Origin of the sequence: Herbidospora solisilvae, assembly GCF_009901565.1 — a bacterium.
GTDB lineage: Bacteria > Actinomycetota > Actinomycetes > Streptosporangiales > Streptosporangiaceae > Herbidospora > Herbidospora solisilvae.
Map to the genome: position 1 here is coordinate 635,365 of NZ_WXEW01000005.1, position 26,057 is coordinate 661,421.

Below are 26,057 nucleotides of genomic sequence, written 5' to 3' on the forward strand. Positions count from 1 at the left end.
CTGGCTGCGTGACGAACTGCGTGACAACCGAGGCGGACGCTGGCGTACGTCCACGGACGCTGACGGACGGACATCCGCTGGTCAGCGCGTCAAGGCTCAATGGTGGGAACGTGGGTTCGACTGCCTGAAAAGCGGTAGGTCGGCGGTTCGACCCCGCCCCTGACCACATCTCTTAAGCAGTAGGGACGCCCAATCCAAGATTTCTGGATTGGGCGTTTGTCGTTTCCGGGGGGACGCTCGGGAAGACGCGGGCCGTGACCGTCGACGCCCGGGCCGGAATTGCCGTCGGTAGAGCAATCCGGGGCATTCCGGAGCCGCACAGCAGGGACACGAGGCACGGCGCACGGGCGTCCGCTGGTCTCCGCGGAGTCCGCGCTCTGTCGAAGATGTCGGCGTGACGGCCGCATGGCCCTCCACGGCCCGACGACCGATCCGGGGGAGTCGATGCTCATGTCCCGCTCGAACGTTGCTCACGTCGTGCCGATTGGGGTGCACTCGCTTTTCCGGCACGGTGTGCGGGCGCCACGATCCACTGCGGCTCTGTAACCCACCCGCGAAGGTCGAAAGCTTCAGCCTGATCGTCACGAGCCGACACCGGCTCCTACGACGCGGCAAAAGCGGTCACCGCACTGGATGGGTGCGGAGGGCCTCCACGCAGCGCAGGGGTGCGCCGCCGTCACTTGGTCTCGGCGGCGCCGGCGTACACGAGGGAATGCCGCACATGATCCCCCATGTGCGGCATTCTTTGCGGCTCTCGCTCACACGATATTGACGTACGTTTCCGTCTTATTCTTCTTCTTACCGTGCTTGTCCCACTTGTCGTGCTTCTTGTACTTCTTCTTGGTGTGCTTCTCCCACTTGCCCTTCTTGCCGTGTTTATTCCACTTCCCCTTCTTCTTGTCTTTCTTCTTGTGAGGAGGATCCTTCTTGGCGGGTGACGGGTTCGTCGGTGTCATCGTCGAGGCACTCGCCGCATACTGCGCGGTCGAGGCGGGAGACGTCGAGACCCCGGCGGCCGCCTGCTGAGCGGCCATGGCCGGCGACACCGGCGCGAGCAATATGGCCGACCCTCCGAGGACTCCCGCACTCCACCGCGCGATTCGCTTACCGTTCATAAGCGTCTCCTCCCGTGTTCGCCTGACGCTGGTGATACACCTCCATCGTTCGCATCGCCGAAGAACAGCGTCCAGGCGTCACGAAGGAGATTTGCCCATGCGCGGGCGCGCGCTAGGCGCGGGCGTTTGCGCGGGCATTCACAATGCCGATCAGGCATACCGTCGTTTGGAGCGCCCCGTGCTCCGCCCTCAGGGAAACGGCCGGGAATTGCCGCTCGTCGTGCTCCTGCGGACATGCCGACGGTGGCATAGGTAAAGCCGCCGCCCGGGACATCTCCGGCCGGCGGGCGTCGGATCAGCCGACTCTCGGCTCGTTCGCGCTGAAGGTGTCGCACGATCGGGCGTCCCGCGACTCGAAGCCGCGGGTGAACCACGCCTCCCGGTTGCGCGGGGAGCCGTGGCTGCCGTTGATGCCGCCCCCGTCGTCGTCGAGGGTCATCATGCGCCGCAGGTCCCGCAGGTCGGAGGCGGGCCGGTTCAGGGACTTCCAGGCGCTGCCCATGAACACCCCGGCCAGGCACTCCGACTGCAGTTCGACGCGCCGGGAGCGCTCCAGTTCCTCGTCCTGGCCGGAGGTGGGCAGGTTGACCTCCGCCCACAGGATGCCCGTCATGTGCTGGACGTGGTGGCCGTATTCGTGGGCGGCCAGCAGGAAGGTGCTGAGGTCGTGGGGCGTGGCCAGCAGGCGCTGGTCGAGCAGGATGTCGAAGCGGCGGTCGGCGGGGCAGTACTGGCCCTGGATGCCCTGCCGCCACATCACCCCGCACCGGACCTCGCGCCGGTTGACGAAGCCCACGGTCGCCGGGGGCATCGGCACGCCCACCCGGCCCATCAGATCGGCCCAGGCGGTGTTCATGCAGTCGACGAGCGACCGGACGTACTTCCTGGTCAGGTCACGGTTGCCGACGGCGACGGGTTTCTCGGGGCACTCGACCTCGGCCATCTGGCCGGCCCGGTAGAGCAGGTTGCCGGTCAGCACGGGGTCGTCGACCGGGTAGGCCGTGCCGCCCAGCAGCAGGAGCGAGACGAGGAGAGCGCGCATCTATGCCACCTTGCCGGGCTTGGAGGTCCAGGTGTTGCACGATTTGGGGTCGCGGGACTCGAATCCACGGGTGAACCAGGCCACCGTGTTCTTTCCCTTGCCGTGATCACGGACGCTCCGGGTTTCGTCCCCGTTTCGCCGGAGCAGGTCCTTGAGTTCGTTCACGTCGCTCTTCGGCCGGCCCAGTGAGGCGAAGGCGCTGGACATGAACACGCCCGCCAGGCACTCAACCTGGAGTTCCACTCGCCGTTGGAGTTCGGTCCTCTCAAGACCCCCACTCGAGACGTGTCTCCACTCGGCGTAGAGGATTCCCGTGCTGTTCTGGACGTGGGGTCCGAACTCGTGAGCCGCGATGTTCATCCAGAGAAGGTCACCGGCGTAGCCGAGCAGGTTCCGGTCCAGTTCGACGATGTAGCCGTACTCGTCCGGGCAGTACAGGGCGGCGGCCTCGGGCCATGGGCTGCCGCAGACGTCCTCCGGCCCGTTGATGAAGCCGACATGCGGTTCCGTCAGAGGCAGGCCGACCTTCTTCAGTTGAGCCCGCCATGCCTTCGTGAGGCACTTGTTCACGGTCTTGAAGTATTTCCTGGCCTGGGGCCGGCTCATCGACGACACCGGCGACTCACGGCACGTGACGGTGGCCATCTTTCCCGTTCGATAGAGCGGGTTGTCGGTGAGTACCGCGCTCTCGACGGGATAGCCCGCCACGACGGTCGCCGCCAGGGTCAGGTGGAGTAACACGTCAGGCCACCTTGGCGGAGGTGGCGGTCCAGGTGTTGCAGGCCCCGGGTCTGCGGGTCGCGAAGCCCCTGTCGAGCCAGGTCAGCACGCTCTTGCCCCGGCCGTGGGTGCGGCTGTGGCCGGTGCCGTCGAGTTCGCGCAGGTACTGCCAGTCGGCGTCGCTGCGGCCCAGCGTCGGCCAGACGGCGCCGAAGAAGACGCCGGCCAGGCATTCGGCCTGGAGTTCGTTGCGGCGGATCTGCTGGTAGAGCTCGGCTTTGGAGTGGTAGGGGTGGGTGCGGTACGCGTCGGCCAGGCCCGTCAGGTTCTGCAGGTGGTGGCCGAACTCGTGGGCGATCACCAGGTAGAGGTAGAGGTTCGACGAGTCGGCCAGGGCGTCCCGGTCGAGCAGCACCATGAAGCGGTGCTGGGAGTCGCAGTAGCGGCCGGCGGCGTCGCCCCACTTGCGGCCGCAGAACGCCTTCGGCCTGGCCTGGAAGTCGATCTTGACCGGCGCGAAGGGCAGGCCGTTCCTGCGGAAGTGCGCTCCCCAGGCCTCGTTGAGGCAGGTCGTCACCGTCGTCGCGTAGCGGCGGGCCGAGGCCGCGTCGCCGTCGCGTAACGGGGGTTCGGGGCAGTCGACCGGTGCGAGCCGGCCCGTTCGGTAGAGCGCGTTCTGGGTGAGGACGCGGTCGTCGATCGGGTAGGCGGACGCCGGGGCCGCTCCCACGACCAGCAGCGAGGCGAGGACGGTGACGAATGGGGTTAAACGCACACAGTGATCCTAGGTGGGACACCGGCGGTCATGCCTGGTTGATGAAGGAGGCCACCTCCTTCGGATGACTCAGCATGGGCATGTGGCCGGCCGGGATCTCGCCCGTCACGGCGCCTGGCAGGCGGTCGGCGACCACGCGGCGCATGAAGTCGATGGGGAAGAAGCGGTCCTCCGTACAGAACAGGAACCGCACCGGCACGTCGGGCCACGGCTGACCAGGGGTGTTGAACGGGGTGAACGACTGGTCGCGGGACGCGGCGTCGCCGATCGCGATGCCCTCGGGGTCGACGCCGTTGTAGAAGACGGCCTTCTCGTCGGAGGAGTCGACGCCCAGGGCGTTGTGGCCGGTGGCCTCCCACCATTCGCCGCCGGTCTCGCCGGGCCTGGGCACCATCGCGGTGATGAGCACGATCGCGCGCGCCGGGACGCGGGCGGCGACCAGGGGAGCGGTCAGGCCGCCCAGCGAGTGGGCCACCACGACGACGTCTTCCCGGTCGCCGACGGCCTCGACGGCCAGGTCGGCGTATTCGGCCACGCCCGCCGACGGGTCGGCGGTCGGCAGATCGAGGGCGATCACCTCGCCGTCGAGCAGGGGGACCAGCCGGCTCCAGTAGCCGGGCCCGGCGCCGCCGCCGGGAATTAGAACGTTAGTACGCATGTGCCTACCCTATGGTGGGCACATGCTCTCGCGGCGTGCTTTCCTGGCCGGGGCCCTGCTGCCGGCGTCCGGAGGTCGCGATGACGCCTGGCCGGCGCTGGAGCGCAACTGGGCGGATGTCTCGTCGCGGGGTGAGCCGTGGTCGCCGGAACACGCCATGGCCAGGGAGTTCCGGCTGACGGGCGATCCGGCGCTGAAGAGGAGGGTCGCCGAGACGATCGGCCGGGGAGTGCGCGAGGCCTACCACGCCGGTGCGGTCAAGACCGGGAACTGGTGGAACTGGGAGATCGGGGTGCCCAAGCGGCTGCTCGACCTCGCGATCCTCGTCGGCCACCGCGACGACGGCCTGATCGAGGCGGTCGACCACTTCGTCCGGCCGTGGCGGCTGCTGTTCTACCGGGGCACCAGCACCGCAGCCAACCGCACTGACCTGTGCCTGGTCACGCTGCTCAACGGCATCCTGTCGCGCGACCCGCGGAAGATCTCCCGCGCCGCCGAGGCGCTCTCCCCGGTCTTCCGGTACGTCACGAGCGGCGACGGCCTCTACCGCGACGGTTCCTTCATCCAGCACTCGACCGTCCCCTACCAGGGCACCTACGGGGTGTCGATGCTCCACGGGATCGGCGCGATCCTCAGAACGCTGTGCGGCACCCCGTGGGAGATCACCGATCCCGCCCTGGGGAACGTCTTCGCCGCCGTCGAACACTCCTTCCTGCCCTTCCTCCACGAGGGCCGGATGATGGACCTGGTCAGCGGGCGGGCGATCGCGCGCAAGCCACACGGAGACCGGAGAAGGGCCCGTGCGTTCACCGACGCGCTCGACCTGCTCGGAGAGTCGGCCTCCGCATCACAACGGGCCCGCTGGCGCGAACTGATCGCGAACCCGCCCACCGGCCACCGGCTGATGCCCGCCGGCGCCCGCGCGGTCCACCGCCGAGAGGGCTGGACGGCCGCGCTCAGCATGTCCTCCCACCGGGTCGCCCACTACGAGCACGGCAACGGCGAGAACCTGCGCGGCTGGCACACCGGCGCCGGGATGCTCTATTGGTGGGGCGAAGGCCACGGCGACCACTACTCGGGCGACTTCTGGCACACCGTCGACCCCTACCGCCTGCCCGGCACGACGGTCTCCACCAAACGCCTGCCCGACGGCGCGGGCGGCGCCTGGGGCGAGAACTGCCCGCCCGCGCGGTGGGTCGGCGGGGCGTCCGACGGCGTCCACGCCACGGTCGGCCAGCACCTCTTCGGCCTCGAAAGCACCCTGGAGGCCCGCAAGTCGTGGATCTTCCTCGACGACATGGTGGTCTGCCTGGGCGCGGGCATCACCTGCCGCGACGGGGTGCCGGTCGAGACGGTCGTCGACAACCGCCGCACCCACGCCCGGCTGACCCTCGGCGACGGCTGGGCCCACCTGGAGGGCCACGGCGGCTACCTCTTCGACGGCTCGGTCCGCGTGCGGCAGGACGAATACACCACGCTCTGGTTCGACCACGGCACCGACCCGACCGACGCCCGCTACGTCTACGCGCTGCTGCCCAACGCCGACCTGGCCGCCACGAAGGCGGCCCGCGTCACCGTCGTGGCCAACACGCCCGCCCAGCAGGGCGTCACCGCGGGTGACCTGACCGCCGTGAACTTCTGGCGGCCCGGCACGGTCGCCGGCATCACGGTCACCGAGCCGTCGGCGATCCTCTACCGGCCCGGCCACTTCCTGGTCGCCGAATCGCAGGGTTGACCAACGGTTCGGGCGAAAAACCTGGGTTTGGCTAGTCGCGATCAAGAGAGCCCACTACGCTTGGCCAGCAGTGAATCCGCCGTGTGTCCGCGGGCCTTTTCTCATTTCATTGGGGTGGCTACGTGTCGGGGCCCGGCGTTGAGTTCCTGCTCGCCAATGTGCTGCAAGGTGTCGCCGACCTGTCCGGGGTCGACGGGGCCGCCCTTCGCCTGCTCGACGACACCGATCGGCTCCGCATGGTCGGAGCGACCGACGAAGACGGCTGGGTCCTCGAGCGCGCGGGCTGTTCGGCCCTGTCCGTTCCCCTGATCGAGGGCCGGGAAGTCATCGGGGAGCTCACCCTCTACACGCACGAGCGTCACGAGTGGAGCCGTTCCGAGGTGGAAAAAGGCGCGCGTCTGGGCGAGCTCGTCGTCGTCGCTCTCGAAGCCATGGCCGGGGGCAGGACTGAGTCCTCCGCCTCTGGGCAGGTGAGATGACCACGAAGCTACCTCTCCACGACCGCGCCGGCGCACAGGTGAGGTTCACGGGAGGATACGGAATGACCCATATCGATCCAGAAGCGCTCGTCGCGAGCCTGCGGCGAATGCAGAAGGCCGCTCCGGCGACCGGGATCGTGCACCACCTTGAGCGGATCGTCCAGGTCGTCGACCGGATCTTCGGATATTCCGGGGCCGGCCTGATGTTCGCCGACCCCGATCGCATCCTGCGATACCTGTTCGCCACCGACGAGGCGGGACGCAGCCTCGAACACGCCCAGGCGACCGTCCAGGCGGGGCCCTGTGTGGCCGCGTACACGACCGACGGCGCCGTGACCACGTACGACGTCCGGAAGGACGACCGCTGGCCCGATCTCGCGCCGCTCCTGCACCCCGACGTGCGGGCCGTCGCGGGGGTGCCGGTGCGTCTCGGCGGAGAGCCCGTCGGAACGCTCAACGTCTACCAGGACACCACCCACGACTGGGAGGAGTCCGACACCGAGGCGCTGCACGCCTACGCGCACGTGATCGAGCAGGTCATCGCCGCCGCCGTGGAGGCGGAGGAGAAGTCCCAGCTCGCCGACCAGCTCCAATACGCACTCGACTACCGCGTGGTCATCGAACGGGCCATCGGCTACCTGATGGGAAAGCACGACCTGACCGCCAGCCAGGCCTTCACGGGCCTGCGGAAACAGGCCAGGGACAGTCGCCGGAGGGTTGCCGATCTGGCCGCCGAACTGCTCGGGGAACAGGGTCGTGGAGATCCGGACCACGCGATCTGATCTGATGACCACGATCATCATGCAAGGTGATCTCGACGTCTTCGGCGCCGTGGAACTCCGCCGCGCCGTCTGGAGGGCCGGACGGGCCGCGCATCTGCGGCTCGACCTGGCCAAGGTGACGTTCATCGACGTCGCGGGCGCCCGGACGCTGCTCTGGGCGCACCGCAGGGCCCGCGGGCGGGTCTCCATCGCGAACCCGCCCGACGGGGTGCTCCGGCTGCTGCGGCTGCTCGACTTCGACCGGTACCTCGAAATGGATACGCTGGCCGGTGATGTCGTACCGAATGCTCTTCACCTGGGTCCTGCGCCGTACCGACGCGGAGAAGATCCACCATCTGACGATCCGTCTGCTGGCGACCCTGTCGGTCCTGCCGGTCGTGAAGCGGATCCTCCACGCCGTGCTGGCCCCCCGTGACGAGTCCCTGCGTGTCCAGGCGTTCGGGGTGCACTTCCCGACGCCCTTCGGGCTCGCCGCAGGCTTCGACAAGAACGCCGAGTGCGTCCCGGCGCTGGCCGCGCTCGGGTTCGGCCACGTCGAGGTCGGCACGATCACGGCCCACGCCCAGCCCGGCAACGCGCGGCCGCGCCTGTTCCGGCTGGTGCCGGAGAAGGCGATCATCAACCGGATGGGCTTCAACAACGAGGGCGCCAAGGCGGCCGCCCGCCGGTTGAAGCGGGTCCGCGGGGTGCCCGCCGTGGTCGGGGTGAACATCGGCAAGACCAAGGTCGTCCCCGAAGAGGAGGCCACCCGCGACTACGTCGCCAGCGCCAAGGTCCTCGCGGGCCTGGCCGACTACCTGGTCGTGAACGTCTCCTCGCCCAACACCCCCGGCCTGCGCAACCTCCAGGCCGTCGACCTGCTGCGCCCCCTGCTGACCGAGGTCAAGGCGGTCGCCGGGCGCACGCCGCTGCTGGTGAAGATCGCCCCCGACCTGGCCGACGAGGACGTCGACGAGGTCGCCGAGCTCGCCGCCGAACTGGGCCTGGCCGGCATCATCGCGACCAACACCACGATCAGCCGCGCGGGCGTCTCCAGCACCGAGACCGGCGGCCTGTCCGGCCGCCCGCTGAAAGACCGGTCGCTGGAGGTGCTGCGCCGCCTCCACGCCAAGGTCGGCGACCGCCTCGTGCTGGTCTCCGTGGGCGGCGTGGAAGACGTCGACGACGTCTGGGAGCGCCTGCTGGCCGGCGCCACGCTGGTCCAGGGCTACACCGGCCTCATCTACGGCGGCCCGCTGTGGGCCTTCGACATCAACCGGCAGCTGGCCCGCCGGTTGAAGCGCCACGGTCTGTCTTCGGTACGCGACCTACATGCTCGGGCGGGTCGAGTCGGCTGACAACGTCAGCTCGTCGAGATGGCGCATGACGGCGGCCACGTCGACCCGGCCCGGCGTGTGGGGGCGTGACCGCTGCCACGGCCGGGGTCCGTCGAGCGGGCGGTAGCCGACGCCCGCCGCGTCAAGGCGGCCGAGATGGCGTTCCAGGCGGCCCGGGAAGTCCGGCCCGGCCGGGTGGCCCGTCCAGGCGATCTCGGCCATGGCGCAGCCCCGCGGCCACGCCTTGTAGTCGAGGGTGCGGCCGTCGGGGATGTACTCCGACCAGAGCTGGAACTGCGCGCCCAGGTAGCCCGAGACGTCGAAGGCGGCGACGTCGGCCACGGTGATCGTCTCGCCCAGTGCGGCCGGTTCGCCGGCCGAGGCCGCCTCGGCGTAGTCGAAGTAGAGCGGGAACACCGGCGTGAGCACCACGTCGTGGCCCGCGGCGGCGGCCCGCCGGGCGACGTTCATGCCGCGCCAGGGCATCACGATCGTGTCCTCGCGCAGCATGCCGCTGACGAACGCCTCGTCCCACACCACCGCCCGGCTGCCCCGCTCGGCCAGCAGGTCGGCCAGCCGCCGCAGGAACCAGGCGTGCAGGTCTGCGGGCGTGGCCAGGCCCTGGGCGTGCCGGAAGGCGGTGATCTCGGTGGAGGCGGCCCAGGCGTCCAGCACACACTCGTCGCCGCCGATGTGGAAGAACGGGGTCTCGCCGAGCGCGCCGAGGATCTCGTCGAACACCGTGGCCAGGAAGTCGATCGTCTTGGGCAGCGGGGCGAGGATCGCGGGGGAGATGCCCCAGCGCTCCAGGACCGTGTGCCGCTGCGACGGGTCGGCCCCGAACTCCGGGTAGGCGGCCAGGATCGCCGAGGCGTGGCCCGGAACGTCGATCTCCGGCACGACCGTGACCGCCCGCTGCCGGGCATAGGCCGCGATCTCCCGCAGATCGTCGAGCGTGTAGAAGCCGCCGTGGGGGATTCCGTCGTAGGCGTCCGGCTCGCCCTTGCGGGAGGTGATCGTCTGGGCGCGGTGGGAGCCGATCTCGTGCAGGCGCGGGTAGGCCCGCGACTCGACCCGCCAGCCCTGGTCGTCGGCCAGGTGGAGGTGGAGCCGGTTGAGCTTGTGCATCGCCAGCAGGTCGATCATGCGCAGCACGTCGTGCTTGGGCAGGAAGTGCCGGGAGACGTCCAGGTGCGCGCCACGCCATGAGAGCGCCGGAGCGTCCTCGACACGGACGCAGGGGACGTCATATCCGGAAAGTGGGGAAACGGCGCGGAAGACGTCGTCAGGGAGCAACTGGCGCAATGTCTGCGCGGCGTAGAAGGCGCCCGCCGCGTCGCCCGCGACGATCTCGACGCCGTCGGCCGTCACGGTCAGGGTGGACGACTCGGGGGCGCCGTGGCGGCGTACCGAAACCGGGTGGTCACCGACGACGGGGCCCAGGGCCGCGAGCGCCCGCAGGACCGGTTCGGCGAGGTCCCCGGCGACGCCGAAACCGGGCGCCAGCGGGAACGCGCCCGGGAGAGGTTCGACGGACCGGGGGGCAGGCAGGAACTGGTGCATGCCCTCGATCATGGATTACTTCAGATAGGTCTGGAAGCTGCTCGCCAGCGCCTCGGCGAGGTCCTGCCGCCACGAGGAGCTCTTCATCTTGGCGGCGTCGCCGGCGTTGCGCATGTTGCCCGACTCGATGAAGACCTTCGGCACCGTCGACAGGTTCAGGCCGCCGAGGTCGGAGCGGTAGTCGAGGGCGTTCTTGCCGATGTAGTTGGCATAGGGCATGCCGGTCTGCTTCTTCACCGCGTTGCGCACGGCGAGGCCGAGCTTGGCCGACTTGGCGACCACCGGATCGACCGGGCCGTTGATCTTCTTCGGCATGATGACGTGGAAGCCGTGACTGGTCGAGCCGGCGCCGTCGGCGTGGATCGAGATGGCCAGGTCGGCCTTGGCCTTGTTGCCGATCGCGGCGCGCTGGGTGATGCACGGCCCGACGCCGGTGTTGTCGTCACGGGTCAGCTTGACCGTGGCGCCCTCGGCCCGCAGGAGCTTGGCGAGGCGGACCGAGACGTCCCAGGTGAACGCGGCCTCGGAGTAGCCGTCGTTGGTCGCGGTGCCGGTCGTGTCGCAGGCCTTCTTCTGGGTCAGCACGTCGACCTGCTTGTTGATGACGTCGGGGCGCTTGTAGTTGCCGCCGTTGTGACCCGGGTCGATCACGACGACCTTGCCCGCGAGCGGTTTCGCGGGAGCCTGCGCGGGGGCGGCGACCGCTTCAGCAGTGCTCTTCTGAACGGCGGCCGGGGCGGACTCGGCACCCGCGGCCACCCCGCCACCGCACGCGGCAGTCCCCAGACCGATCACGGCCAGAGCGGCGGCGGCGAGCGCCGGACGAGTCTTCATCACGGTGGTTCCTCTCGCAGGCGGGCACTACAAGCACCCAACCTACGCGTTCCCTGCCCGTGACCTGGCCGTTATGTGGGTAAAGGATGCAGATCACCCGGAGCTCGGGCCCTGGATCTGCAGCAGGGCCGCCAGTTCGCGGGCCTCCTCGGCGTCGAGGCCGAGGACGACCCGGGGCCGTCCCCACGGGTGGTCGATCGAATGCGCCACGTAGCTGGCCACGGATTCGTCGCCCGTTTCGCCGTGGCCCCGCGAGTGCCGCCAGTGGCCCCAGGCCCGTTCGAGTTCGGCCGCCGCGCGCTGGGCACAGGAGACCAACTCTGGATCACGCATTGAATTCCCCCAGATCTCTACCGTCCGGCGTCGTGGCCCGAGTCAACACGGACCGTGACCCGACGCCGGACCGGTTGACCTAGCTTTGGGAATCCTTTGGCGCGGGACCAGTGCTGCGGCGGGTGATGAGCTGCGGGGTCACCTGGCGCAGGCGGGAGTTCTTGCCCGGCTCGGAGATCCGGTCGCTGAGCAGCGCGGCGGCCGAGCGGCCCATCGCGCGGCGCGGCTGGTCGACCGACGTCAGCGAGATGTGGTGGACGGCGGCCAGGTGGGTGTTGTCGTAGCCGACGACCGACAGGTCTTCGGGGACCCGCAGCCCGAGCTCGCTGGCGGCGGTGAGCACCCCGAGGGCGACGACGTCGTTGGCGGCGAAGATGGCGGTCGGCCGGGGGTCGCGCTCGAGCAGGGCCATCGCCGCGCGGCGGCCGCCCTCCTCGGTGAAGTCGCCGTGCTCGACCATGATGTACGGCGCCAGCGCGTGACGGCGCATCGCCACCAGATAACCCTCGCAGCGGCAGCGGGCCGCGGAGGAGGGGGTGCCCTCGATGTGGGCGATCCGGCGGTGTCCGAGCTCGACCAGATGGTCGACCGCCAGACGCGCGCCGAGCTGGTCGTCGTCGACGACGATGTCGACGCTCTCGAGGTCGACGTCGCGTTCTCCGACGACGACGGTGGGCGTGTAGGCGGCGGCCTCGGCCAGCGTGTCGCTGGAGGGGGCGACACCCAGCAGCACCAGCCCGTCGACGCGCAGTTCGAGGAAGGCCTCGACGGCTTCGTCCTCGAACGCCGGGTCGAAGCGGCCGGAGCCGATGAGCAGCCGCAGGCCCTCGCCGTGGAGGCTCTCCTGGAGGCCGTCGAGGAACTCGGCGTAGAACGGGTTGTGCAGGTCGGCGACGAGGGCGCCGACGAGATGCGTGCGGCCTTCGACGAGACTGCGGGCGACGGCGTTGGGCCGGTATCCCAGCTCTCTGGCCGCCTGCAGAACCGCCTCACGGCGATGTTCGCTCACATGAGGTGAGCCGCGAAGGACCAGCGAGACCAGGGACTTAGAGACGCCCGCGCGCTCGGCTACGTTGCGAATCGTCGGCCGTGGCCGTGGACTGAATCCGTCGAGTCCGGTTGGTCCGGGTACCGCGATGTCGCGCCGGGCAGTGGTCTGCATGGACGGTCCTGACATGGTTCTCCCCACGATGCGCGGATGTGCACCTGCCAAGAAGAACGATCGAGAGCCGAATAAGGTACGGCCGAGTTGTCTCGATCCTTGAGAAAGCTGTCAGGACGGAGCGGGAGGGGCCACGGAACCGGTTGGGGTTGGCGCCGGGCGGGCGGCGCCTTTCCACACCCCTACTGCAGGTGTGCGGCTGTTGGACGCGCTCACTGACGCGAGCGCGCCATCCCCCTCGTGGTTGCGACCCCCCGCTGCGTTACTCCGAACGCTGCTGCGGAATGCCCGCCAGCAGCGCCCTCACCTCGGTCTCCCGGTAACGCCGGTGCCCACCGAGCGTGCGGATGGACGTCAACTTGCCGGCCTTCGCCCACCGCGTGACGGTCTTGGGGTCGACCCGGAACATCGTTGCGACCTCCGCCGGGGTGAGCAGTGGCTCGGCCTCGGGTGTACGAGCTGACATTTGTGCGGCCTCTCCTCCGTGTGGACCGGCGACAGCGATCCTGCGACTTATATCTGCGCTTGTCACGGGATGTCCCTCAATGATCCATAACGTGCGGTTTCACGGACCATTTGCGGCATCACCCGATGTGACCATACAGCCACGTAGCGCGATTGGCGAGCCCTCTGGGCACAACGTCTCGACCACGTGTTGATGTCACGCTCGGTGATTCTAGCGACACGTTTCGTGGTATCGCAGTGAAAACGGCAAACTACTCAGTTCGCAGTTGTGAGATCGTGCATCTCCTGACCCAACGTTGCAGGTCAGCGTCGAGTGATTACGGTCAGTTAGCCGATTCGAGGCTCTGCACTGACCGCCATCGGAGGATCACGCGCTGGTACATGGCGAAGGCAAGTTCTTCCTGACCGTTGTCCAAACCCGTGAGAGCGGCGGCCAGCTCGGCCACCGACTGGTCGGCCTGAAGGGTCGCGTCGTCCATGAGGTGGACGATGCCGCCGTAGTCGAGCTCCACCAGCGAGTGGGGGTGGAACTCCTCCAGCCAGCGGCCCACCTCCTCGACGTCGGTCAGCGTGTCGACGTCGCCCACGTGGCGGCGGATGACCACCAGGGCGCGGGCGACCCGCTTCCTGGCTTGGGCCATCGAGGTGACGTAGAGCATGTTCCTGGCCGGGGCCATGGTCATCCCGGTCGACGACTCGGGCTCCTGCTCGCCGTTCAGGACCAGCCAGCGCTCGGCGGAGTCGAACGGCACGAACCAGGGCGTCGGGACGTGCCAGGTGCTGGTCATGATGTGCGTGCGCAGCGACGGCTCACCGCGCTTGAAGGCGTCGAACTCGTCGGCGGTGCGCTCGGCGACCGGCGGGGGCACGAAGCGGTCGGCCAGCTTGGTCGGCAGGCTGCCCCGCCAGGAGGCGAACGCCAGCCACGACCGCAGCCGGGTCTGCCACGGGCAGACGTAGAGGACGCCGTCGACCCGGCGCAGATAGGCGTTGTGACTCTCCGCCGCCGGCGCCGGGGCGGGTGGGACCCGCAACAGCCGGCGTATCGACTCCTCGTGCTCCACCGCGAGGGCGCCCGCGCGGCGGGGCCGCCGCGGATTCTGGGCATAGGCGTTCCACCGAAGGCGATCCTGCTCGGAGAAGGCGCTCAGCGGCTCATAGACGCGGAGATACGCGGCGTAGGGCAGCACAACGGCATCGTGCCATGCCACGCCGCGTAACGCATTGGGCGGCGTTCCGTAATCCATGATCGTCGCTACGCTGGAAGGTGGAACCGCCGCAACGGAGCGGCGGACAGAGACGATCAGGAGTCACCAAAGTGACCGACGTCTTCGGGCTCTCCCACAAGGACCAGACCCGTCACGAACAGGTCGTGTTCTGCGCCGACGACAAGTCAGGCCTCTACGCGATCATCGCCGTCCACAACACCGCCCTCGGCCCCGGCCTGGGTGGAACACGTTTCTATCCCTACCCCGACGAATCCGCCGCGCTGGCCGACGTGCTGAACCTGTCGCGGGCGATGGCGTACAAGAACGCGCTCGCCGGCCTCGACCACGGCGGCGGCAAAGCGGTGATCATCGGTGACCCCGCGACCGACAAGTCCGAGGCCCTGCTGCGGGCCTACGGCAGGTTCGTCCAGTCGCTCGGCGGCCGCTACTACACCGCCTGCGACGTGGGCACCTACAGCGAGGACATGGACGTCATCGCCCGCGAGTGCTCCTACGTCACCGGCCGCACCCCGGCCAACGGCGGCGCCGGCGACAGCTCGATCCTCACCGCCTACGGCGTCTACCAGGGCATGCGGGCCGCCGCCCGGCACGCCTTCGGCGAGACCTCGCTGCGCGGGCGCCGGGTCGGCGTCGAGGGGGTCGGCAAGGTCGGTCACCGGCTGGTGGAACACATTCTCGACGAGGGCGGCGAGGTCGTGGTCTGCGACGTCGACGAACTCGCGGTCGGCCGGATCCGCCAGCGGCACCCGCAGGTCGAGGTCGTCTCCGACGCCGCGGCCCTGAAGCGGAGCGACATCGACGTGTACGCCCCCTGCGCCCTCGGCGGCGCCCTCGACGACACGGTGGTGGCCGAGCTCCGGGCGAAGATCGTCTGCGGCGGCGCCAACAACCAGCTCGCCCACCCCGGGGTCGAGAAGCAACTCGCCGACCGCGGCATCCTCTACGCCCCCGACTACGTGGTGAATTCGGGGGGAGTGATCCAGGTCGCTGATGAGATCGCCGGATTCGACATGGACAGGGCGAGGGCGCGGGCGGGTCAGATCTTCGACACGACCCTGAAAATCTTCGCCATCGCCGACGACGAAGGCGTTCCACCGGCCGTCGCAGCAGATAGGCTGGCGGAGCGCAGAATGTCGGAAGTCGGGCGGCTTAGGGGTATTTGGCTGGGCCGGTGACCGCCGACGCGCATACGGCGTACCGAGCGGGGCGCAAAACAGGTACGGTTGTAGGCGAACGAATGGCTGACGTCCAAAGTCAGGTGGCGTCAGTGCGTGGTGCGTTAGCGACGAGGGGTCGGGCACGACCCCGCATGAGGGGGTCGAGCCAATGGGGCGCGGCCGAGCCAAGGCCAAGCAGGTCAAGGTTGCCCGCCAGCTGAAGTACAACAGCGGCGGCACCGATCTTGAGCGCCTGCGCGCGGAGCTCGGAGTCGAGGAACATGTCGATTCCGACCGCACAGACGAGCACGACCCTTATGACGAGTTGGCCGAGCGGTACGCCGACTACGCCAACGTCGATGACGAGGATGATGAGGACGACTCCTCATCCGGGGGCCGTCGTTGAGCGGCACCTGACCCAGCGTTGATCACGCCCGGCGCGGTTCGCCACGCCGGGTGTTTTCCGCGCGACCTCGTGAGGGTCCCGCGCTCCGGGTGACCGGAGTGCATACAGTCATTTCCATACGAGACCGAGAGCGCCGCCCGGTGGCAACCAACCACCAGGCGGCCTTTCGTGTTTCCCCCTCAGCGGTACCGCGCTTCGCCCGTGCCCGGCAAGATCTCGCCGAGCACCCACGACGGCACGCCCCGGGTGGCGAGGAGTTCCAGCGCCCTGTCGGCGTCTTCCGCCGGGACGATCGCGGCCATGCCGACGCCCAGGTTGAAGGTCTTGTCGAGCTCGGCCAGCGGGACCTTCCCGGCCTCGCCGAGGACCGTGAAGACCGGCGGGACCGTCCACGACGAGCGGTCGAGGACGGCGTCGACACTCCCGGGCAGCGAGCGGGCCAGGTTGGCGGTCAGGCCGCCGCCGGTGATGTGGGCGTAGGCCCGCACCGGCACGTGGCGGGTCAGGGCCAGGCAGTCGAGCGAGTAGATCCGGGTCGGTTCGAGCAGCTCCTCGCCGAGGGTGCGGCCGAACTCGGGGATCTGCGACTCCAGGCCCAGGCCCGCCGTCTTGATGATGTGGCGGACCAGCGAGTAGCCGTTGGAGTGCACCCCCGACGACGCCATCGCCAGCACGACGTCGCCCGCGCGGACCCGGTCGGGACCGAGCAGCTCGTCGGCCTCGACCACGCCGGTTCCGGCGCCCGCGAGGTCGTAGTCGTCGGGGCCCATCGCGCCCGGGTGTTCGGCGGTCTCGCCGCCGACCAGGGCGCAGCCGGCCTGGCGGCAGCCCTCGGCGACGCCTCCGACGATCTCGGCGACGCGCTCGGGCACCACCTTGCCGCAGGCGATGTAGTCGGTCATGAACAGCGGTTCGGCGCCGCAGACCACCAGGTCGTCGACGACCATGCCGACCAGGTCGATGCCGATCGTGTCGTGCTTGCCGAGCCTGGACGCCAGCATGACCTTGGTGCCGACCCCGTCGGTGGAGGTCGCCAGCAGCGGGCGGCGGTATTTCAGCAGGGCCGACACGTCGAACAGGCCCGCGAACCCGCTGGCGTCGTCGACCACCTCAGGGCGCCGGGAGCGGGCCACCTTCGACTTCATCAGCTCGACGGCGCGGTCACCGGCCTCGATGTCGACACCGGCGGCGGCGTACGAGGTCATGCGCGGGCCTCCAGGACGTACTTGCCGACCTTGTCCTGGTCGATCGGGATGGGGTAGCTGCCGTCGAAGCAGGCCCGGCAGAGCTTCTGGGCCGGGATGGTGGTGGCCTCGGTGAGGCCCTCCATCGAGATGTAGCCGAGGGAGTCGGCGCCCAGGTGCTCGCGGATCTCCTCGACGTTCATCGAACCGGCCAGCAACTCGGCGCGGGTGGCGAAGTCGATGCCGTAGAAGCAGGGCCAGGCCACCGGCGGTGCCGAGATGCGCACGTGGACCTCGGTCGCCCCGGCCTCGCGCAGCATCTTCACGATCGCCCGCTGGGTGTTGCCGCGCACGATCGTGTCGTCGACGACCACCAGGCGCTTGCCCTGGACGATCTCCTTCAGCGGGTTCAGCTTCAGCCGGATGCCGAGCTGGCGGATCGTCTGGGACGGCTGGATGAAGGTCCGGCCGACGTAGGAGTTCTTCACCAGCCCCTGGCCGTAGGGGATGCCGCTCTGCTCGGCGTAGCCGATCGCGGCCGGGGTGCCCGACTCGGGGGTCGGGATCACCAGGTCGGCGTCGACGGGGTGTTCGCGGGCCAGCCGGCGGCCGACCTCGACCCGGGTCGCCTGGACGCCGCGCCCGGCGATCGTGGTGTCGGGGCGGGCCAGGTAGACGTATTCGAACAGGCAGCCCTTGGGGTCGGCCGGGGCGAACCGCTGCGACTTGACCCCGCGCTCGTCGATGGTGAGGAGCTCACCCGGCTCGACCTCGCGCTGGAACGTCGCGCCGACGATGTCGAGGGCGGCCGTCTCGGAGGCCACCACCCAGCCGCGCTCCAGACGGCCCAGGACGAGCGGACGGATGCCCTGGGGGTCTCTGGCCGCGTAGAGCGTCTTCTCGTCCATGAAGACGAGTGAGTAGGCGCCGCGCACCATCGGCAGCAGCCGGGCGGCCGCCTCGTCGATCGGCTCGGAGCGGTCCTTGGCCAGGATCGCGGTGAGGATCTCGCTGTCGGTGGTGGCCCTGATGGTGCCGGGGGCCACCCGCTCGGCGAGCTCGCCGGTGTTGATCAGGTTGCCGTTGTGGGCCAGCGCGAGGCCGCCCACGTCGGTCGAGCTCAGTGTGGGCTGCGCGTTCTCCCACACACTCGAACCGGTGGTGGAGTAGCGGCAGTGCCCGATGGCCAGGTGTCCCTTGAGGGTGCCGAGAATCGACTCGTCGAAGACCTGGGCCACCAGGCCCATGTCTTTGTAGACGAGGATGCGGCTGCCCTCGCTGACCGCGATGCCCGCGGACTCCTGGCCGCGGTGCTGCAACGCGTACAGCCCGTAGTAGGTGAGTTTGGAGACGTCCTCCCCCGGAGCCCAGACACCGAAGACGCCACAGGCGTCTTTGGGGCCTTGGTCGAGGGGGTCAAGGTCATGGCTCAGATGGCCGTCGCCCTTCAGCACATGCTTGAGTCTATTTCGGCCTCTCGGCTGCTCGAACCCCCGGGTGGGCTGAACCCGGCGAAACGATCACCAGTGCTTTGCCGTGTCGGCCGCCGTACCCCCGGCCCCGCAGGGGAAGTGAGAGGAACATGACCACTCCTGACGAGCCGAGGGACGACCAGCCCAAGCGGCGCATGCCCTGGGACGTTCCGCCCGAACAGGCCCCGGGCAGGCCGTCGCCGGACGCCGAGGACACCGCGGTCTTCAGTGCCGAGCACCACCCCGGCGGCTCCCTCGGCCCTGACCCCGGCCGACGGGAGGACCGGCCTGAGGATCGACCGGAGAACCAGCCGGGGCACCGCGCGGAGATGCCGCCCGAGGGCCCGCCGCCCTATCGGCCGTCGCCGGCCCAGCCGGGCCCCTCCGGGCAGAGCGCCTACCAGCCGACCTCCTACCCGCAGGCGCCCTATCCCGCGGGGCCCTACGGCGAGAAGCCGCCGTCCAAGGGCGGGCTGGGCACGGCCGCGCTGGTGCTCGGCATCGTGGCGATCGTGCTGCTGCTGGTCTGCGGCCTCGGGCTGCTGGTGGCGGTGGCCGGTGTGATCGTCGGCATCATCGCGATCGCGAAGCGGTCGAACAAGGGGCGGGCCGTCGTCGGCCTGATCCTGAGCATCCTGACGCTGGTGATAGGCGCGATCATCATCGGCGTGGTGGTCAACTGGGCCAACCAGAACAACATCGCGGAGTGTTTCGACACCCGGCTCCACCCGACGCAGGAGTCGTCGCAGCAGTGCGTCCAGCGGAAGATCAACGCGCCGATCGAGGAGGGCGGCTACTAGACGAGCGGGACGAGCGGGAGGTAGGGCGACAGGTCGGCCCGGCCGCCGCTCGCCCTGACGCGCCCGTCGGCCACGGCCGCCGGCCAGCCCTCACGGCCGGTGGCCAGCGTGATCCACGTGTGGGGGTCGGTCTCGACGACGTTCGGGGGAGTGCCTCTGGTGTGCCGGGGCCCCTCGACGCACTGGACGGCGGCGAACGGCGGCACCCGCACCTCCACGGTCCGGCCGGGCGCCCTCGCCACGAGCTCGTCGAGCAGGTAGCGCACGGCCGCGCGCAGCGCCTCGCGCTGGGGCGCCGTCTCCCCGCCGTACGCCGACACCACCGCCGCCACCACGGCCGGACCCGCGGCGTGGTCGGGGCCGTCGAACGGCGGCAGGCCGAGATCCGCCAACTGGGCGTCGAGAACTGCGCGAACGCGGGCGGGGTCCTGGCGGCGGGGCGGCATGTGCCCATTGTGGCGTGTGGGGATCGTTCACCGGCGTGGTGGTCGACGTTCACCTTCACTTCGGTCGCCGACAATACGGTCCGGGCGGGGACCTGCGCCGTCTGGGCCGTTCCCCCGATCCCGCGCGACCCTTTTGGAGGAGCTGTGACGAACCCGTCACCGCGTCGATCCCTGCCGCTGCTGACGCCGGCCCACCCGGGCGGCCGCAGCGCCATGACCTGCAAATACCGCTGTGGCGACGCCTGTTTCCACGACGTGCCCAACACCAGTGAGAACGCCTACTTCGGTGACGTCGTCGCCGACATGTCCCGCCGTGGCGCGCTGCGCGCCGGCGCGCTGGGCGCGCTGGTCCTGTCGGCCGGCGTCGTCGGCGCCGCCGCGACCCCCGCCGCCGCCGACGACAAGTTCACCCTCGACTGGTGGAACAAGGGCGGCAACTGGCACAACGGCGGCGCCCACCCCTACAAGGGCGGCCTGACCTTCACGCCGGTCGCGCCGAACACCAACGACCAGGTCACCGTGCCCAACGGCTACGAGTCGGCGGTCGTGGTCCGGTGGGGCGACCCGGTCCTCCCGGGTGCGCCGGCGTTCGACTTCGAGGCCCAGACGCCCGACGCGCAGGCCAGGCAGTTCGGCTACAACTGCGACTTCGTGACGCTGTTCCAGTTCGGCCGCGACCGCGGGCTGCTGTGGGTGAACCACGAGTACACCAACGAAGAGCTGATGTTCCGCGGCTACACCAACGGCGACAACGCCACCCCCGAGCAGATCGCCATCGCGATGAACGCCCACGGCGGTTCGGTGGTCGAGGTCCGGCGGCGCGGCAACACCGGCCGCTGGGAACTCGTCACCGCGGGCCCGCGCCGCTACAACCGCCGCATCACGGCCCACACCGAGATGCGGTTCACCGGCCCGGCCGCCGGTTCCAGCCTGCTGAAGACCGCCGCCGACCCGAGCGGCCGCGTCGTCAAGGGCATGCTGAACAACTGCGCCGGCGGCACCACCCCGTGGGGCACCGTGCTGACCGCCGAGGAGAACTTCAACCAGTACTTCGTGAACGCCGGCAAGGCCCCCGCGGAGGCCCAGGCCGGGCTGACCCGCTACGCCTTCCCCGCCGCGCTCGGCGGCCGCCGCTGGGACCGCGTCGACGAGCGCTTCGACCTGTCGAAGCACCCCAACGAGGCCAACCGCTTCGGCTGGATCGTCGAGATCGACCCGACCGACCCCGACTCGACCCCGATCAAGCGCACCGCGCTCGGCCGGATGGCCCACGAGGCGGCCACCACGACCATCAGCCGGGACGGCCGGCTGGTCGCGTACATGGGTGACGACTCGCGGTTCGAGTACATCTACAAGTTCGTGTCGAAGGACCGCTACGTCCCGGGCAACGACCGCCACAACCGGACGCTGCTCGACAACGGCACCCTCTACGTCGCCCAGTTCACCGGCGACAGCCCGGCCGCCGAGATCGACGGCACCGGCAAGCTGCCCACGGACAAGGCGTTCGACGGCGTCGGCAAGTGGATCCCGCTGGTCAGCGGCACCAGGTCGTACGTCGCGGGGATGACCGCCGAGCAGGTCCTGGTCTTCACCCGCCTGGCCGCCGACAAGGTCGGCGCGACCAAGATGGACCGCCCGGAGGACATGGAGCGCAACCCGGTCACGGGCACCGTGTTCGTGGCCCTGACCAACAACACCGCGCGCACCTCCGGCCCCGACGAGGCCAACCCGCGCCTCAACAACAAGCACGGCCACATCCTGGAGATCGCCGAGAACCGCGACGACGCCGCGGCGCTGACCTTCGCGTGGACGCTGCCGCTGGTCTGCGGCGACCCCAACGACCCGGGCACCTACTTCGGCGGCTTCGACAAGACCAAGGTCTCGCCGATCTCCTGCCCCGACAACGTGACCTTCGACAAGGACGGCAACCTCTGGATCTCCACGGACGGCAACGCCCTGGGGACCCACGACGGCCTGTTCGCCGTGCCGGTCCGGGGCAAGGACAAGGGCCACGTCCGCCAGTTCCTCACGATGCCCAAGGGCGCCGAGTGCTGCGGCCCGCTGGTCTCGGAGGACCAGCGGTCGGTCTTCGTCGCCGTGCAGCACCCGGGTGAGGGCACCGGCGCCTCGCCGGCCGCCCCGATCTCCCACTTCCCCGACGGCGGGACCTCGCAGCCCCGTCCGTCGGTCGTGGTGGCCTGGCACAAGCACGGCAAGAAGATCGGCAGCTAGACCAGCGCCGGGTCCCGGTGGTCCTCGGTGACCGTCTCGACGGTCCGGTCCTTGCGGAGGGCGTAGAGGGCGACCGGGACCCCGGCCGCGACGATCGCCGCGGCGATGAGCAGCGTGAACTGGTAGGCGTCCAGGAACGCGGTCATCGTCGGGGCGGTCTGGCGGGCGTTCAGGACCGCGCCGAGGATGGTGATCCCGAGCAGTCCGAAGACCTCGCGGGAGACGTTGAGCGTGCCCGAGGCGACTCCGGCCCGGTCGGCGGGCACCGCGCCGATGATCACGTCGGTCAGCGGCACCAGCATGCCGCCGCCCGCGCCGAAGACCAGGAACCAGGGCAGCAGGTCGAGATAGGCCGAGCCCGCGCCGGTGCTCGACAGGCCCGCCATCGCGACGACCATCAGGGCGAGCCCGGCGGCGACCGACGGCCCGGTGCCGATGCGCCGCGCCAGTTGCGGCGAGAAGACCGCGACGGCCGCCATGAGCAGCGCCATCGGCACGAAGCCCGCCCCGGCCTCGGTCGGGCTGAAGCCGAGCGCGCTCTGCAGGTAGATCGCGGTGAAGAAGTAGATCCCGAACACGCCGAACGCCCACAGGCCCATCGACAGCAGGCCGCCGCTGAACACGCGTGAGCGGAACAGACGCAGGTCGATCATGGGCTCGCGGCTGCGCCACTCGATCGTCAGGAACGCCGCGAACGCGACGGCGGCCACCGCGAACGAGCCCAGGATGAGCCCGGAGGTCCAGCCCTCGCCTTCGCCCTCGATGAGCGCGAAGGTCAGCGCGAACAGCGCGATCGAGGAGCTGAGCACGCCCGGCACGTCGATCCGGATTCCTCGGCTCCGGGTGCCGGCCGGCAGGGCGACGGCGGCGATCACGGCCACCGCGACGCCGATGGGCAGGTTGATCAGGAAGATCCAGCCCCAGCTGATGTTCTCGCTGAGCACGCCGCCGGTCAGCGGCCCGACGGCCAGCGCCAGCGCGGAGACGGCGCCCCAGATGCCCACGGCCGTGGCGCGTTCGCGCGCGTCGACGAACGTGGCCCTGATCAGCGCCAGCGACGTGGGCGTCACCAGGGCGGCGCCCACCCCCTGCGCGACCCGCGCCGCGATCAGCGTCTCCTGCGACCCGGCCAGCCCGGCGGCGACCGAGGAGGCGGTGAACACGGCCAGGCCGATGAAGAACATGACCCGCAGGCCGAAGACGTCGGCCAGCCGTCCGCCGGCCAGCAGCAGCCCGGCGAAGGCCAGGATGTAGCCGCTCACGATCCATTCGAGCCCGGCGAGCGTCAGCCCCAGGTCCTGCTCGATCGTCGGCAGCGCGACGTTGACCACGTTGTTGTCGAGGTAGGTCATGAACGTCGCCAGCGACACGGCCGCCAGCACCCACCATCTTGATCGCATTCCTCAGGCCCCCTATACGGAGTACTTGTACGGCGTACATGTACAGTGCATAGCTCAGCTTGTACGTCGTATAGTTGTCAAGTGGCACCTGAGAAGCTGAGCCGGGAATCAGTCGTCGAACGGGCCATCGACCTGATCGACGCCGAAGGGCTCGAAGCCGTCACCGTGCGGCGGCTCGCCCAGTTGCTCGGCGTCACGCCGATGGCGCTCTACTGGCATTTCAAGAACAAGGACGAACTGCTCGCGGGCGTGGCCGACCATCTGCTCGCACAGATCCTCGCCGAGGTCACCGACGAGCCCGCCTGGCACGTCCAGGTCCGGGGCGTGGTCGAGCGGCTGGTCGCGCTGCTCGACCGGCACCCGGCGCTGGCGACCCTGCTCCACACGGTCGACAAGCACCGCGTCGACAGCTTCAACGTCGCCACCAACATGGCCCTCGACCTGCTCCGCCGGGGCGGCTTCACCGTCCAGGAGGGCTTCCTGGTCTCGTCCTACCTGCTGTCCGGGGTCATCGGCCTGGTCGGCGGCGCGCCGGTCTGCCCGACGCCGCTCAGCCCCGCCGAGGCGCGCGAATGGCGGCGGCGCAAGCGCCTGGAACTGGAGAACCTGTCGGCCGAGCGGTTCCCCCTGCTGATGGAGTTCGCCAAGACCTGGGAAGACGAGACCGACGTGGCCGCCTACTACAGGTACGGCGTCGACCTGCTCATGGCCGGGGTCGAGACGATGGCCGCGCGAGCGCGGCGCACAGAGCCCCCACGAGACTGACGCAGAACAGCGCCGCGTACGTCACCCGGAAGCCCTCCATCAGCTGCTCCACCGCCGAAGGCGAGAGCAGCGACAACGTCGCCTGGTAGACCTGCGCCCGGATCTCCGGCGTGACCGCCCCGGTCAGCAGGGTCAGCGTGGTCGCCACGCTGAGCGACGTGCCGATGTTCTGGATGGTCAGCCGGAACCCGTTGACCACCCCGAGGCTGCCCGGCGGGAGCAGGTTCATGATCTGGGTGGTGTTCCCGGTCAGGAAGGTCCCGTTCCCGCATCCGGCCAGGAACAGCCCGGCCGCGATCACCGGATAGGACGCCTCGGTCGACAGCGCCAGCACCGCCAGCCCGGACGCCGCGAGCACCGCTCCGCCCACCGACACCGCGTAGGCCCCCAGCCGCCGCGCCAGCGCCCCGGCGACGGGGGAGGCGAGCGCCATGCCCACCGGCACCGGCAGGATCGCCAGCCCGGCCTGGAGCGCGTCGACCCCGCGCGCCGCCTGGAAGTACAGCCCCGCCAGCAGGATCAGCGACGAGCGCGCCAGCGCCGCGCAGAACGAGGCCAGGTTGGAGAACACCAGCAGCGGCGCCCCGAACAGGGCGCCGTTGAGGATGGGGTTGGCGGCCCGGCGCTCCACCACGAACAGGACCGGCGCCAGCGCCGCCGCGACCACCAGGCCGGCGAGCGAGCCCTCGGTCACCGCGTAGAGCGCGGCCGACAGCAGCGCGAAGATCACCAGGTTTCCGGCGGCGTCGATCGGCGCCCGTCGTGGCGGGCTCCCCGGCCGCAGGATGAGGAGCCCGGCGACCAGCGCCAGCAGCCCGGCCGGCACGTTCACCCAGAAGATCCACCGCCACCCGAGCGTGTCGGCGATCAGCCCGCCCAGCGTCGGCCCAGTGAGCTGCGCGATCGACAGGGTGCCGATGTAGACGCCCATGCCCTGGCCGAGCCGGTCGGGCGGGAAGGCGTCGGTGATGATGACCGTCCCGTTGGCGAGGATCATCGCGGCGCCGATGGCCTGCAGCGCCCGCATCGCGATCAGCACGCCCACGTCGGGGGCCAGCCCGGCCAGCGCCGAGGCGGCGGTGAAGAGGGCGAACCCGGTCAGGTAGACCCCGCGCCGCCCCAGCAGGTCGGCCACCCGGCCGAAGAACACCAGGGTCGCCGTGTTCACCAGCATGAACGACAACAGGATCCAGTTCGACGCGAACGGCGACGCGTGGAAGTGGCGGACGACGACGGGTAACGCGACGTTCAGCGTGCTGCCCGACATGCCGATGAGGATCAGCCCGAGACTGGTGACCAGGCAGACCCGCCACGCATACCTCACCGGGCTCTCTTGCGCAGCCCGTCCAGGTCGTAGATGATCACGCGGCGGCGGCCGGTCTCGATCAGGCCCCGGTCGCGCAGGCTCCTGAGGGCCTTGCTGACGGCCTCGCGGGAGGCGCCGGTCCAGCCCGCCAGTTCGTCCTGCGAGAGCGGCAGCATGACCCTCACGCCGCCGGGGGTCTGCTCGCCGTAGCGTTCGGCCAGCTCGACCAGGCGGGTGGCGACCCGGCCCGTGGTGTCGAACGCGCCGTATTCGACCCGCTTGCGGTCGGCGTCGCGCAGGCGGCCGGTGATGAGCTGGAGGAGCAGCACGGCGATGCGGCCGTGTTCGCGCAGGAACGAGGCGAAGTCGCGGACCACGATGGCCTCGATGGGCTCCAGCGCGGTGACGGTGCCCGAGCGGGGGCCGCCGTCGACGGCCGACATGTCGCCCAGCAGGGCGCCGGGCCCGCGTACCGCCAGCACGACCTCGGTGCCGCCCGCCGTGTGGGACGACACCTTCACCCGCCCCGAGGTCAGCACGATGACCCAGTCGTTGGTGTCGCCCTCGGTCATGACGGTCTCGCCGCGCTCCCACTGCCGGGGCCGCCCGGCGGCCCGGAGGTCGGCGATCTCCTCGGCGGTGAGGAGGGCCAGGAACTCTCCCGGCTCCGGTGATTTCATG

At 69.9% G+C, this 26,057-nt stretch carries 27 protein-coding genes and 1 tRNA gene; 11 read left to right on the top strand and 17 right to left on the bottom strand.

Going from position 1 to position 26,057, the window contains the following annotated elements; genetic code table 11:
• The first annotated feature begins 92 nt into the window (after positions 1 to 92).
• Positions 93 to 166: transfer RNA gene (locus tag GT755_RS19780), tRNA-Phe, on the top strand.
• A gap of 592 nt (positions 167 to 758) precedes the next feature.
• Here the strand turns inward: GT755_RS19780 and GT755_RS19785 are convergent.
• The 5 genes from GT755_RS19785 to GT755_RS19805 all read right to left on the bottom strand — a co-directional run bounded on the left by GT755_RS19785 (position 759) and on the right by GT755_RS19805 (position 4,310).
• Positions 759 to 1,115 (bottom strand): hypothetical protein, encoded by a 357-nt coding sequence (locus GT755_RS19785; RefSeq protein ID WP_161481130.1) that lies wholly within the window; start codon positions 1,113 to 1,115, stop codon positions 759 to 761.
• Between the two features lie 295 nt (positions 1,116 to 1,410).
• The gene (locus tag GT755_RS19790) at positions 1,411 to 2,157 is read right to left on the bottom strand and encodes a neutral zinc metallopeptidase (protein ID WP_161481131.1); all 747 of its coding nucleotides are present in this window, start codon (positions 2,155 to 2,157) and stop codon (positions 1,411 to 1,413) included.
• Positions 2,158 to 2,865, bottom strand: a complete 708-nt coding sequence (locus GT755_RS19795; protein WP_161481132.1) for a neutral zinc metallopeptidase — start codon at positions 2,863 to 2,865, stop codon at positions 2,158 to 2,160.
• 34 nt (positions 2,866 to 2,899) lie between these two features.
• The gene (locus tag GT755_RS19800) at positions 2,900 to 3,652 is read right to left on the bottom strand and encodes a neutral zinc metallopeptidase (RefSeq protein ID WP_161481133.1); all 753 of its coding nucleotides are present in this window, start codon (positions 3,650 to 3,652) and stop codon (positions 2,900 to 2,902) included.
• Between the two features lie 28 nt (positions 3,653 to 3,680).
• Complete coding sequence (locus GT755_RS19805; RefSeq protein ID WP_161481134.1) at positions 3,681 to 4,310, bottom strand: alpha/beta fold hydrolase; 630 nt, start codon at positions 4,308 to 4,310, stop codon at positions 3,681 to 3,683.
• Between the two features lie 22 nt (positions 4,311 to 4,332).
• Between GT755_RS19805 and GT755_RS19810 the strand changes: the two genes are divergently transcribed.
• The 5 genes from GT755_RS19810 to GT755_RS19830 all read left to right on the top strand — a co-directional run bounded on the left by GT755_RS19810 (position 4,333) and on the right by GT755_RS19830 (position 8,643).
• Positions 4,333 to 6,045 carry a polysaccharide lyase 8 family protein gene (locus GT755_RS19810; RefSeq protein ID WP_235966862.1) on the top strand — a complete coding sequence of 571 codons (1,713 nt, stop codon included), beginning with the start codon at positions 4,333 to 4,335 and terminating at the stop codon, positions 6,043 to 6,045.
• Between the two features lie 122 nt (positions 6,046 to 6,167).
• A complete protein-coding gene (locus tag GT755_RS19815) occupies positions 6,168 to 6,524 on the top strand; it encodes a GAF domain-containing protein (protein WP_161481136.1) in 357 nt (118 codons plus the stop codon).
• Between the two features lie 62 nt (positions 6,525 to 6,586).
• Positions 6,587 to 7,306, top strand: coding sequence for a GAF and ANTAR domain-containing protein (locus tag GT755_RS19820; RefSeq protein WP_063910179.1), 720 nt, complete (start codon positions 6,587 to 6,589; stop codon positions 7,304 to 7,306).
• A 4-nt stretch (positions 7,307 to 7,310) separates the two neighbouring features.
• Positions 7,311 to 7,721, top strand: coding sequence for an STAS domain-containing protein (locus GT755_RS39760; RefSeq protein ID WP_161481137.1), 411 nt, complete (start codon positions 7,311 to 7,313; stop codon positions 7,719 to 7,721).
• Entirely contained in the window at positions 7,642 to 8,643 is a 1,002-nt protein-coding gene (locus tag GT755_RS19830) for a quinone-dependent dihydroorotate dehydrogenase (RefSeq protein ID WP_235966985.1), read from the top strand. The genes GT755_RS39760 and GT755_RS19830 overlap by 80 nt, the downstream gene beginning before the upstream one ends.
• Here the strand turns inward: GT755_RS19830 and GT755_RS19835 are convergent.
• From GT755_RS19835 to GT755_RS19860, 6 genes are all read right to left on the bottom strand, one after another.
• Positions 8,614 to 10,185, bottom strand: coding sequence for a beta-N-acetylhexosaminidase (locus GT755_RS19835; RefSeq protein ID WP_161481139.1), 1,572 nt, complete (start codon positions 10,183 to 10,185; stop codon positions 8,614 to 8,616). The two genes, GT755_RS19830 and GT755_RS19835, sit on opposite strands and share 30 nt — an antisense overlap.
• Before the next feature lie 15 nt (positions 10,186 to 10,200).
• Positions 10,201 to 11,019 (bottom strand): N-acetylmuramoyl-L-alanine amidase, encoded by an 819-nt coding sequence (locus GT755_RS19840; protein WP_161481140.1) that lies wholly within the window; start codon positions 11,017 to 11,019, stop codon positions 10,201 to 10,203.
• 93 nt (positions 11,020 to 11,112) lie between these two features.
• Entirely contained in the window at positions 11,113 to 11,352 is a 240-nt protein-coding gene (locus tag GT755_RS19845; RefSeq protein WP_161481141.1) for a hypothetical protein, read from the bottom strand.
• Positions 11,353 to 11,431: 79 nt separating this feature from the next.
• Positions 11,432 to 12,529, bottom strand: coding sequence for a LacI family DNA-binding transcriptional regulator (locus GT755_RS19850; protein WP_034385346.1), 1,098 nt, complete (start codon positions 12,527 to 12,529; stop codon positions 11,432 to 11,434).
• 247 nt (positions 12,530 to 12,776) lie between these two features.
• Complete coding sequence (gene bldC, locus GT755_RS19855) at positions 12,777 to 12,980, bottom strand: developmental transcriptional regulator BldC (RefSeq protein ID WP_013133571.1); 204 nt, start codon at positions 12,978 to 12,980, stop codon at positions 12,777 to 12,779.
• Positions 12,981 to 13,302: 322 nt separating this feature from the next.
• Positions 13,303 to 14,190: a hypothetical protein gene (locus tag GT755_RS19860; RefSeq protein WP_328794421.1), complete on the bottom strand. Its 888-nt coding sequence runs from the start codon at positions 14,188 to 14,190 to the stop codon at positions 13,303 to 13,305.
• Between the two features lie 107 nt (positions 14,191 to 14,297).
• Here GT755_RS19860 and GT755_RS41225 point away from each other — a divergent pair, with 107 nt between their 5' ends.
• Both GT755_RS41225 and GT755_RS19870 read left to right on the top strand, forming a co-directional pair.
• Positions 14,298 to 15,383, top strand: a complete 1,086-nt coding sequence (locus tag GT755_RS41225; RefSeq protein ID WP_161481142.1) for a Leu/Phe/Val dehydrogenase — start codon at positions 14,298 to 14,300, stop codon at positions 15,381 to 15,383.
• Between the two features lie 151 nt (positions 15,384 to 15,534).
• Entirely contained in the window at positions 15,535 to 15,771 is a 237-nt protein-coding gene (locus GT755_RS19870; RefSeq protein WP_062356318.1) for a DUF3073 domain-containing protein, read from the top strand.
• 179 nt (positions 15,772 to 15,950) lie between these two features.
• Here GT755_RS19870 and purM read toward each other — a convergent pair whose 3' ends face one another.
• On the bottom strand, positions 15,951 to 16,976 hold the full coding sequence (purM, locus tag GT755_RS19875; protein ID WP_161481143.1) for a phosphoribosylformylglycinamidine cyclo-ligase: 1,026 nt from the start codon (positions 16,974 to 16,976) through the stop codon (positions 15,951 to 15,953).
• Entirely contained in the window at positions 16,973 to 18,409 is a 1,437-nt protein-coding gene (purF, locus tag GT755_RS19880) for an amidophosphoribosyltransferase (RefSeq protein ID WP_161481144.1), read from the bottom strand. Before purF ends, purM begins: the two co-directional genes overlap by 4 nt.
• A 128-nt stretch (positions 18,410 to 18,537) precedes the next feature.
• On the opposite strand from purF, the gene GT755_RS19885 reads away from it, so the two are divergent.
• On the top strand, positions 18,538 to 19,227 hold the full coding sequence (locus GT755_RS19885) for a DUF4190 domain-containing protein (protein WP_161481145.1): 690 nt from the start codon (positions 18,538 to 18,540) through the stop codon (positions 19,225 to 19,227).
• Here GT755_RS19885 and GT755_RS19890 read toward each other — a convergent pair.
• Positions 19,224 to 19,673, bottom strand: a complete 450-nt coding sequence (locus GT755_RS19890) for a sterol carrier family protein (protein WP_161481146.1) — start codon at positions 19,671 to 19,673, stop codon at positions 19,224 to 19,226. The two genes, GT755_RS19885 and GT755_RS19890, sit on opposite strands and share 4 nt — an antisense overlap.
• Before the next feature lie 144 nt (positions 19,674 to 19,817).
• Here GT755_RS19890 and GT755_RS19895 point away from each other — a divergent pair, with 144 nt between their 5' ends.
• Positions 19,818 to 21,905 (top strand): PhoX family protein, encoded by a 2,088-nt coding sequence (locus GT755_RS19895; protein WP_161481147.1) that lies wholly within the window; start codon positions 19,818 to 19,820, stop codon positions 21,903 to 21,905.
• On the opposite strand, the gene GT755_RS19900 is transcribed toward GT755_RS19895, so the two are convergent.
• The gene (locus tag GT755_RS19900; protein ID WP_161481148.1) at positions 21,902 to 23,305 is read right to left on the bottom strand and encodes an MFS transporter; all 1,404 of its coding nucleotides are present in this window, start codon (positions 23,303 to 23,305) and stop codon (positions 21,902 to 21,904) included. The genes GT755_RS19895 and GT755_RS19900 overlap by 4 nt on opposite strands.
• Positions 23,306 to 23,386: 81 nt before the next feature.
• On the opposite strand from GT755_RS19900, the gene GT755_RS40645 reads away from it, so the two are divergent.
• On the top strand, positions 23,387 to 24,070 hold the full coding sequence (locus tag GT755_RS40645) for a TetR/AcrR family transcriptional regulator (protein WP_202610216.1): 684 nt from the start codon (positions 23,387 to 23,389) through the stop codon (positions 24,068 to 24,070).
• Here the strand turns inward: GT755_RS40645 and GT755_RS19910 are convergent.
• Together GT755_RS19910 and GT755_RS19915 are read right to left on the bottom strand one after the other, a co-directional pair.
• Positions 24,009 to 25,394 carry an MFS transporter gene (locus GT755_RS19910; protein WP_328794422.1) on the bottom strand — a complete coding sequence of 462 codons (1,386 nt, stop codon included), beginning with the start codon at positions 25,392 to 25,394 and terminating at the stop codon, positions 24,009 to 24,011. The two genes, GT755_RS40645 and GT755_RS19910, sit on opposite strands and share 62 nt — an antisense overlap.
• On the bottom strand, positions 25,391 to 26,056 hold the full coding sequence (locus GT755_RS19915; RefSeq protein ID WP_030455084.1) for a Crp/Fnr family transcriptional regulator: 666 nt from the start codon (positions 26,054 to 26,056) through the stop codon (positions 25,391 to 25,393). Before GT755_RS19915 ends, GT755_RS19910 begins: the two co-directional genes overlap by 4 nt.
• Position 26,057: the final 1 nt, after the last annotated feature.

Excerpts from the sequence above, each read along its gene's own strand:
- GT755_RS19785 (WP_161481130.1), bottom strand. The coding sequence starts at position 1,115 with ATGAACGGTAAGCGAATCGCGCGGTGGAGTGCGGGAGTCCTCGGAGGG.
- GT755_RS19790 (WP_161481131.1), bottom strand. The coding sequence starts at position 2,157 with ATGCGCGCTCTCCTCGTCTCGCTCCTGCTGCTGGGCGGCACGGCCTAC.
- GT755_RS19805 (WP_161481134.1), bottom strand. The coding sequence starts at position 4,310 with ATGCGTACTAACGTTCTAATTCCCGGCGGCGGCGCCGGGCCCGGCTAC.
- GT755_RS19810 (WP_235966862.1), top strand. The coding sequence starts at position 4,333 with ATGCTCTCGCGGCGTGCTTTCCTGGCCGGGGCCCTGCTGCCGGCGTCC.
- GT755_RS19820 (WP_063910179.1), top strand. The coding sequence starts at position 6,587 with ATGACCCATATCGATCCAGAAGCGCTCGTCGCGAGCCTGCGGCGAATG.
- GT755_RS39760 (WP_161481137.1), top strand. The coding sequence starts at position 7,311 with ATGACCACGATCATCATGCAAGGTGATCTCGACGTCTTCGGCGCCGTG.
- GT755_RS19835 (WP_161481139.1), bottom strand. The coding sequence starts at position 10,185 with ATGCACCAGTTCCTGCCTGCCCCCCGGTCCGTCGAACCTCTCCCGGGC.
- GT755_RS19840 (WP_161481140.1), bottom strand. The coding sequence starts at position 11,019 with ATGAAGACTCGTCCGGCGCTCGCCGCCGCCGCTCTGGCCGTGATCGGT.
- GT755_RS19845 (WP_161481141.1), bottom strand. The coding sequence starts at position 11,352 with ATGCGTGATCCAGAGTTGGTCTCCTGTGCCCAGCGCGCGGCGGCCGAA.
- GT755_RS19850 (WP_034385346.1), bottom strand. The coding sequence starts at position 12,529 with ATGTCAGGACCGTCCATGCAGACCACTGCCCGGCGCGACATCGCGGTA.
- bldC (WP_013133571.1), bottom strand. The coding sequence starts at position 12,980 with ATGTCAGCTCGTACACCCGAGGCCGAGCCACTGCTCACCCCGGCGGAG.
- GT755_RS19870 (WP_062356318.1), top strand. The coding sequence starts at position 15,535 with ATGGGGCGCGGCCGAGCCAAGGCCAAGCAGGTCAAGGTTGCCCGCCAG.
- purM (WP_161481143.1), bottom strand. The coding sequence starts at position 16,976 with ATGACCTCGTACGCCGCCGCCGGTGTCGACATCGAGGCCGGTGACCGC.
- GT755_RS19885 (WP_161481145.1), top strand. The coding sequence starts at position 18,538 with ATGACCACTCCTGACGAGCCGAGGGACGACCAGCCCAAGCGGCGCATG.
- GT755_RS19890 (WP_161481146.1), bottom strand. The coding sequence starts at position 19,673 with ATGCCGCCCCGCCGCCAGGACCCCGCCCGCGTTCGCGCAGTTCTCGAC.
- GT755_RS19900 (WP_161481148.1), bottom strand. The coding sequence starts at position 23,305 with ATGCGATCAAGATGGTGGGTGCTGGCGGCCGTGTCGCTGGCGACGTTC.
- GT755_RS19915 (WP_030455084.1), bottom strand. The coding sequence starts at position 26,056 with ATGAAATCACCGGAGCCGGGAGAGTTCCTGGCCCTCCTCACCGCCGAG.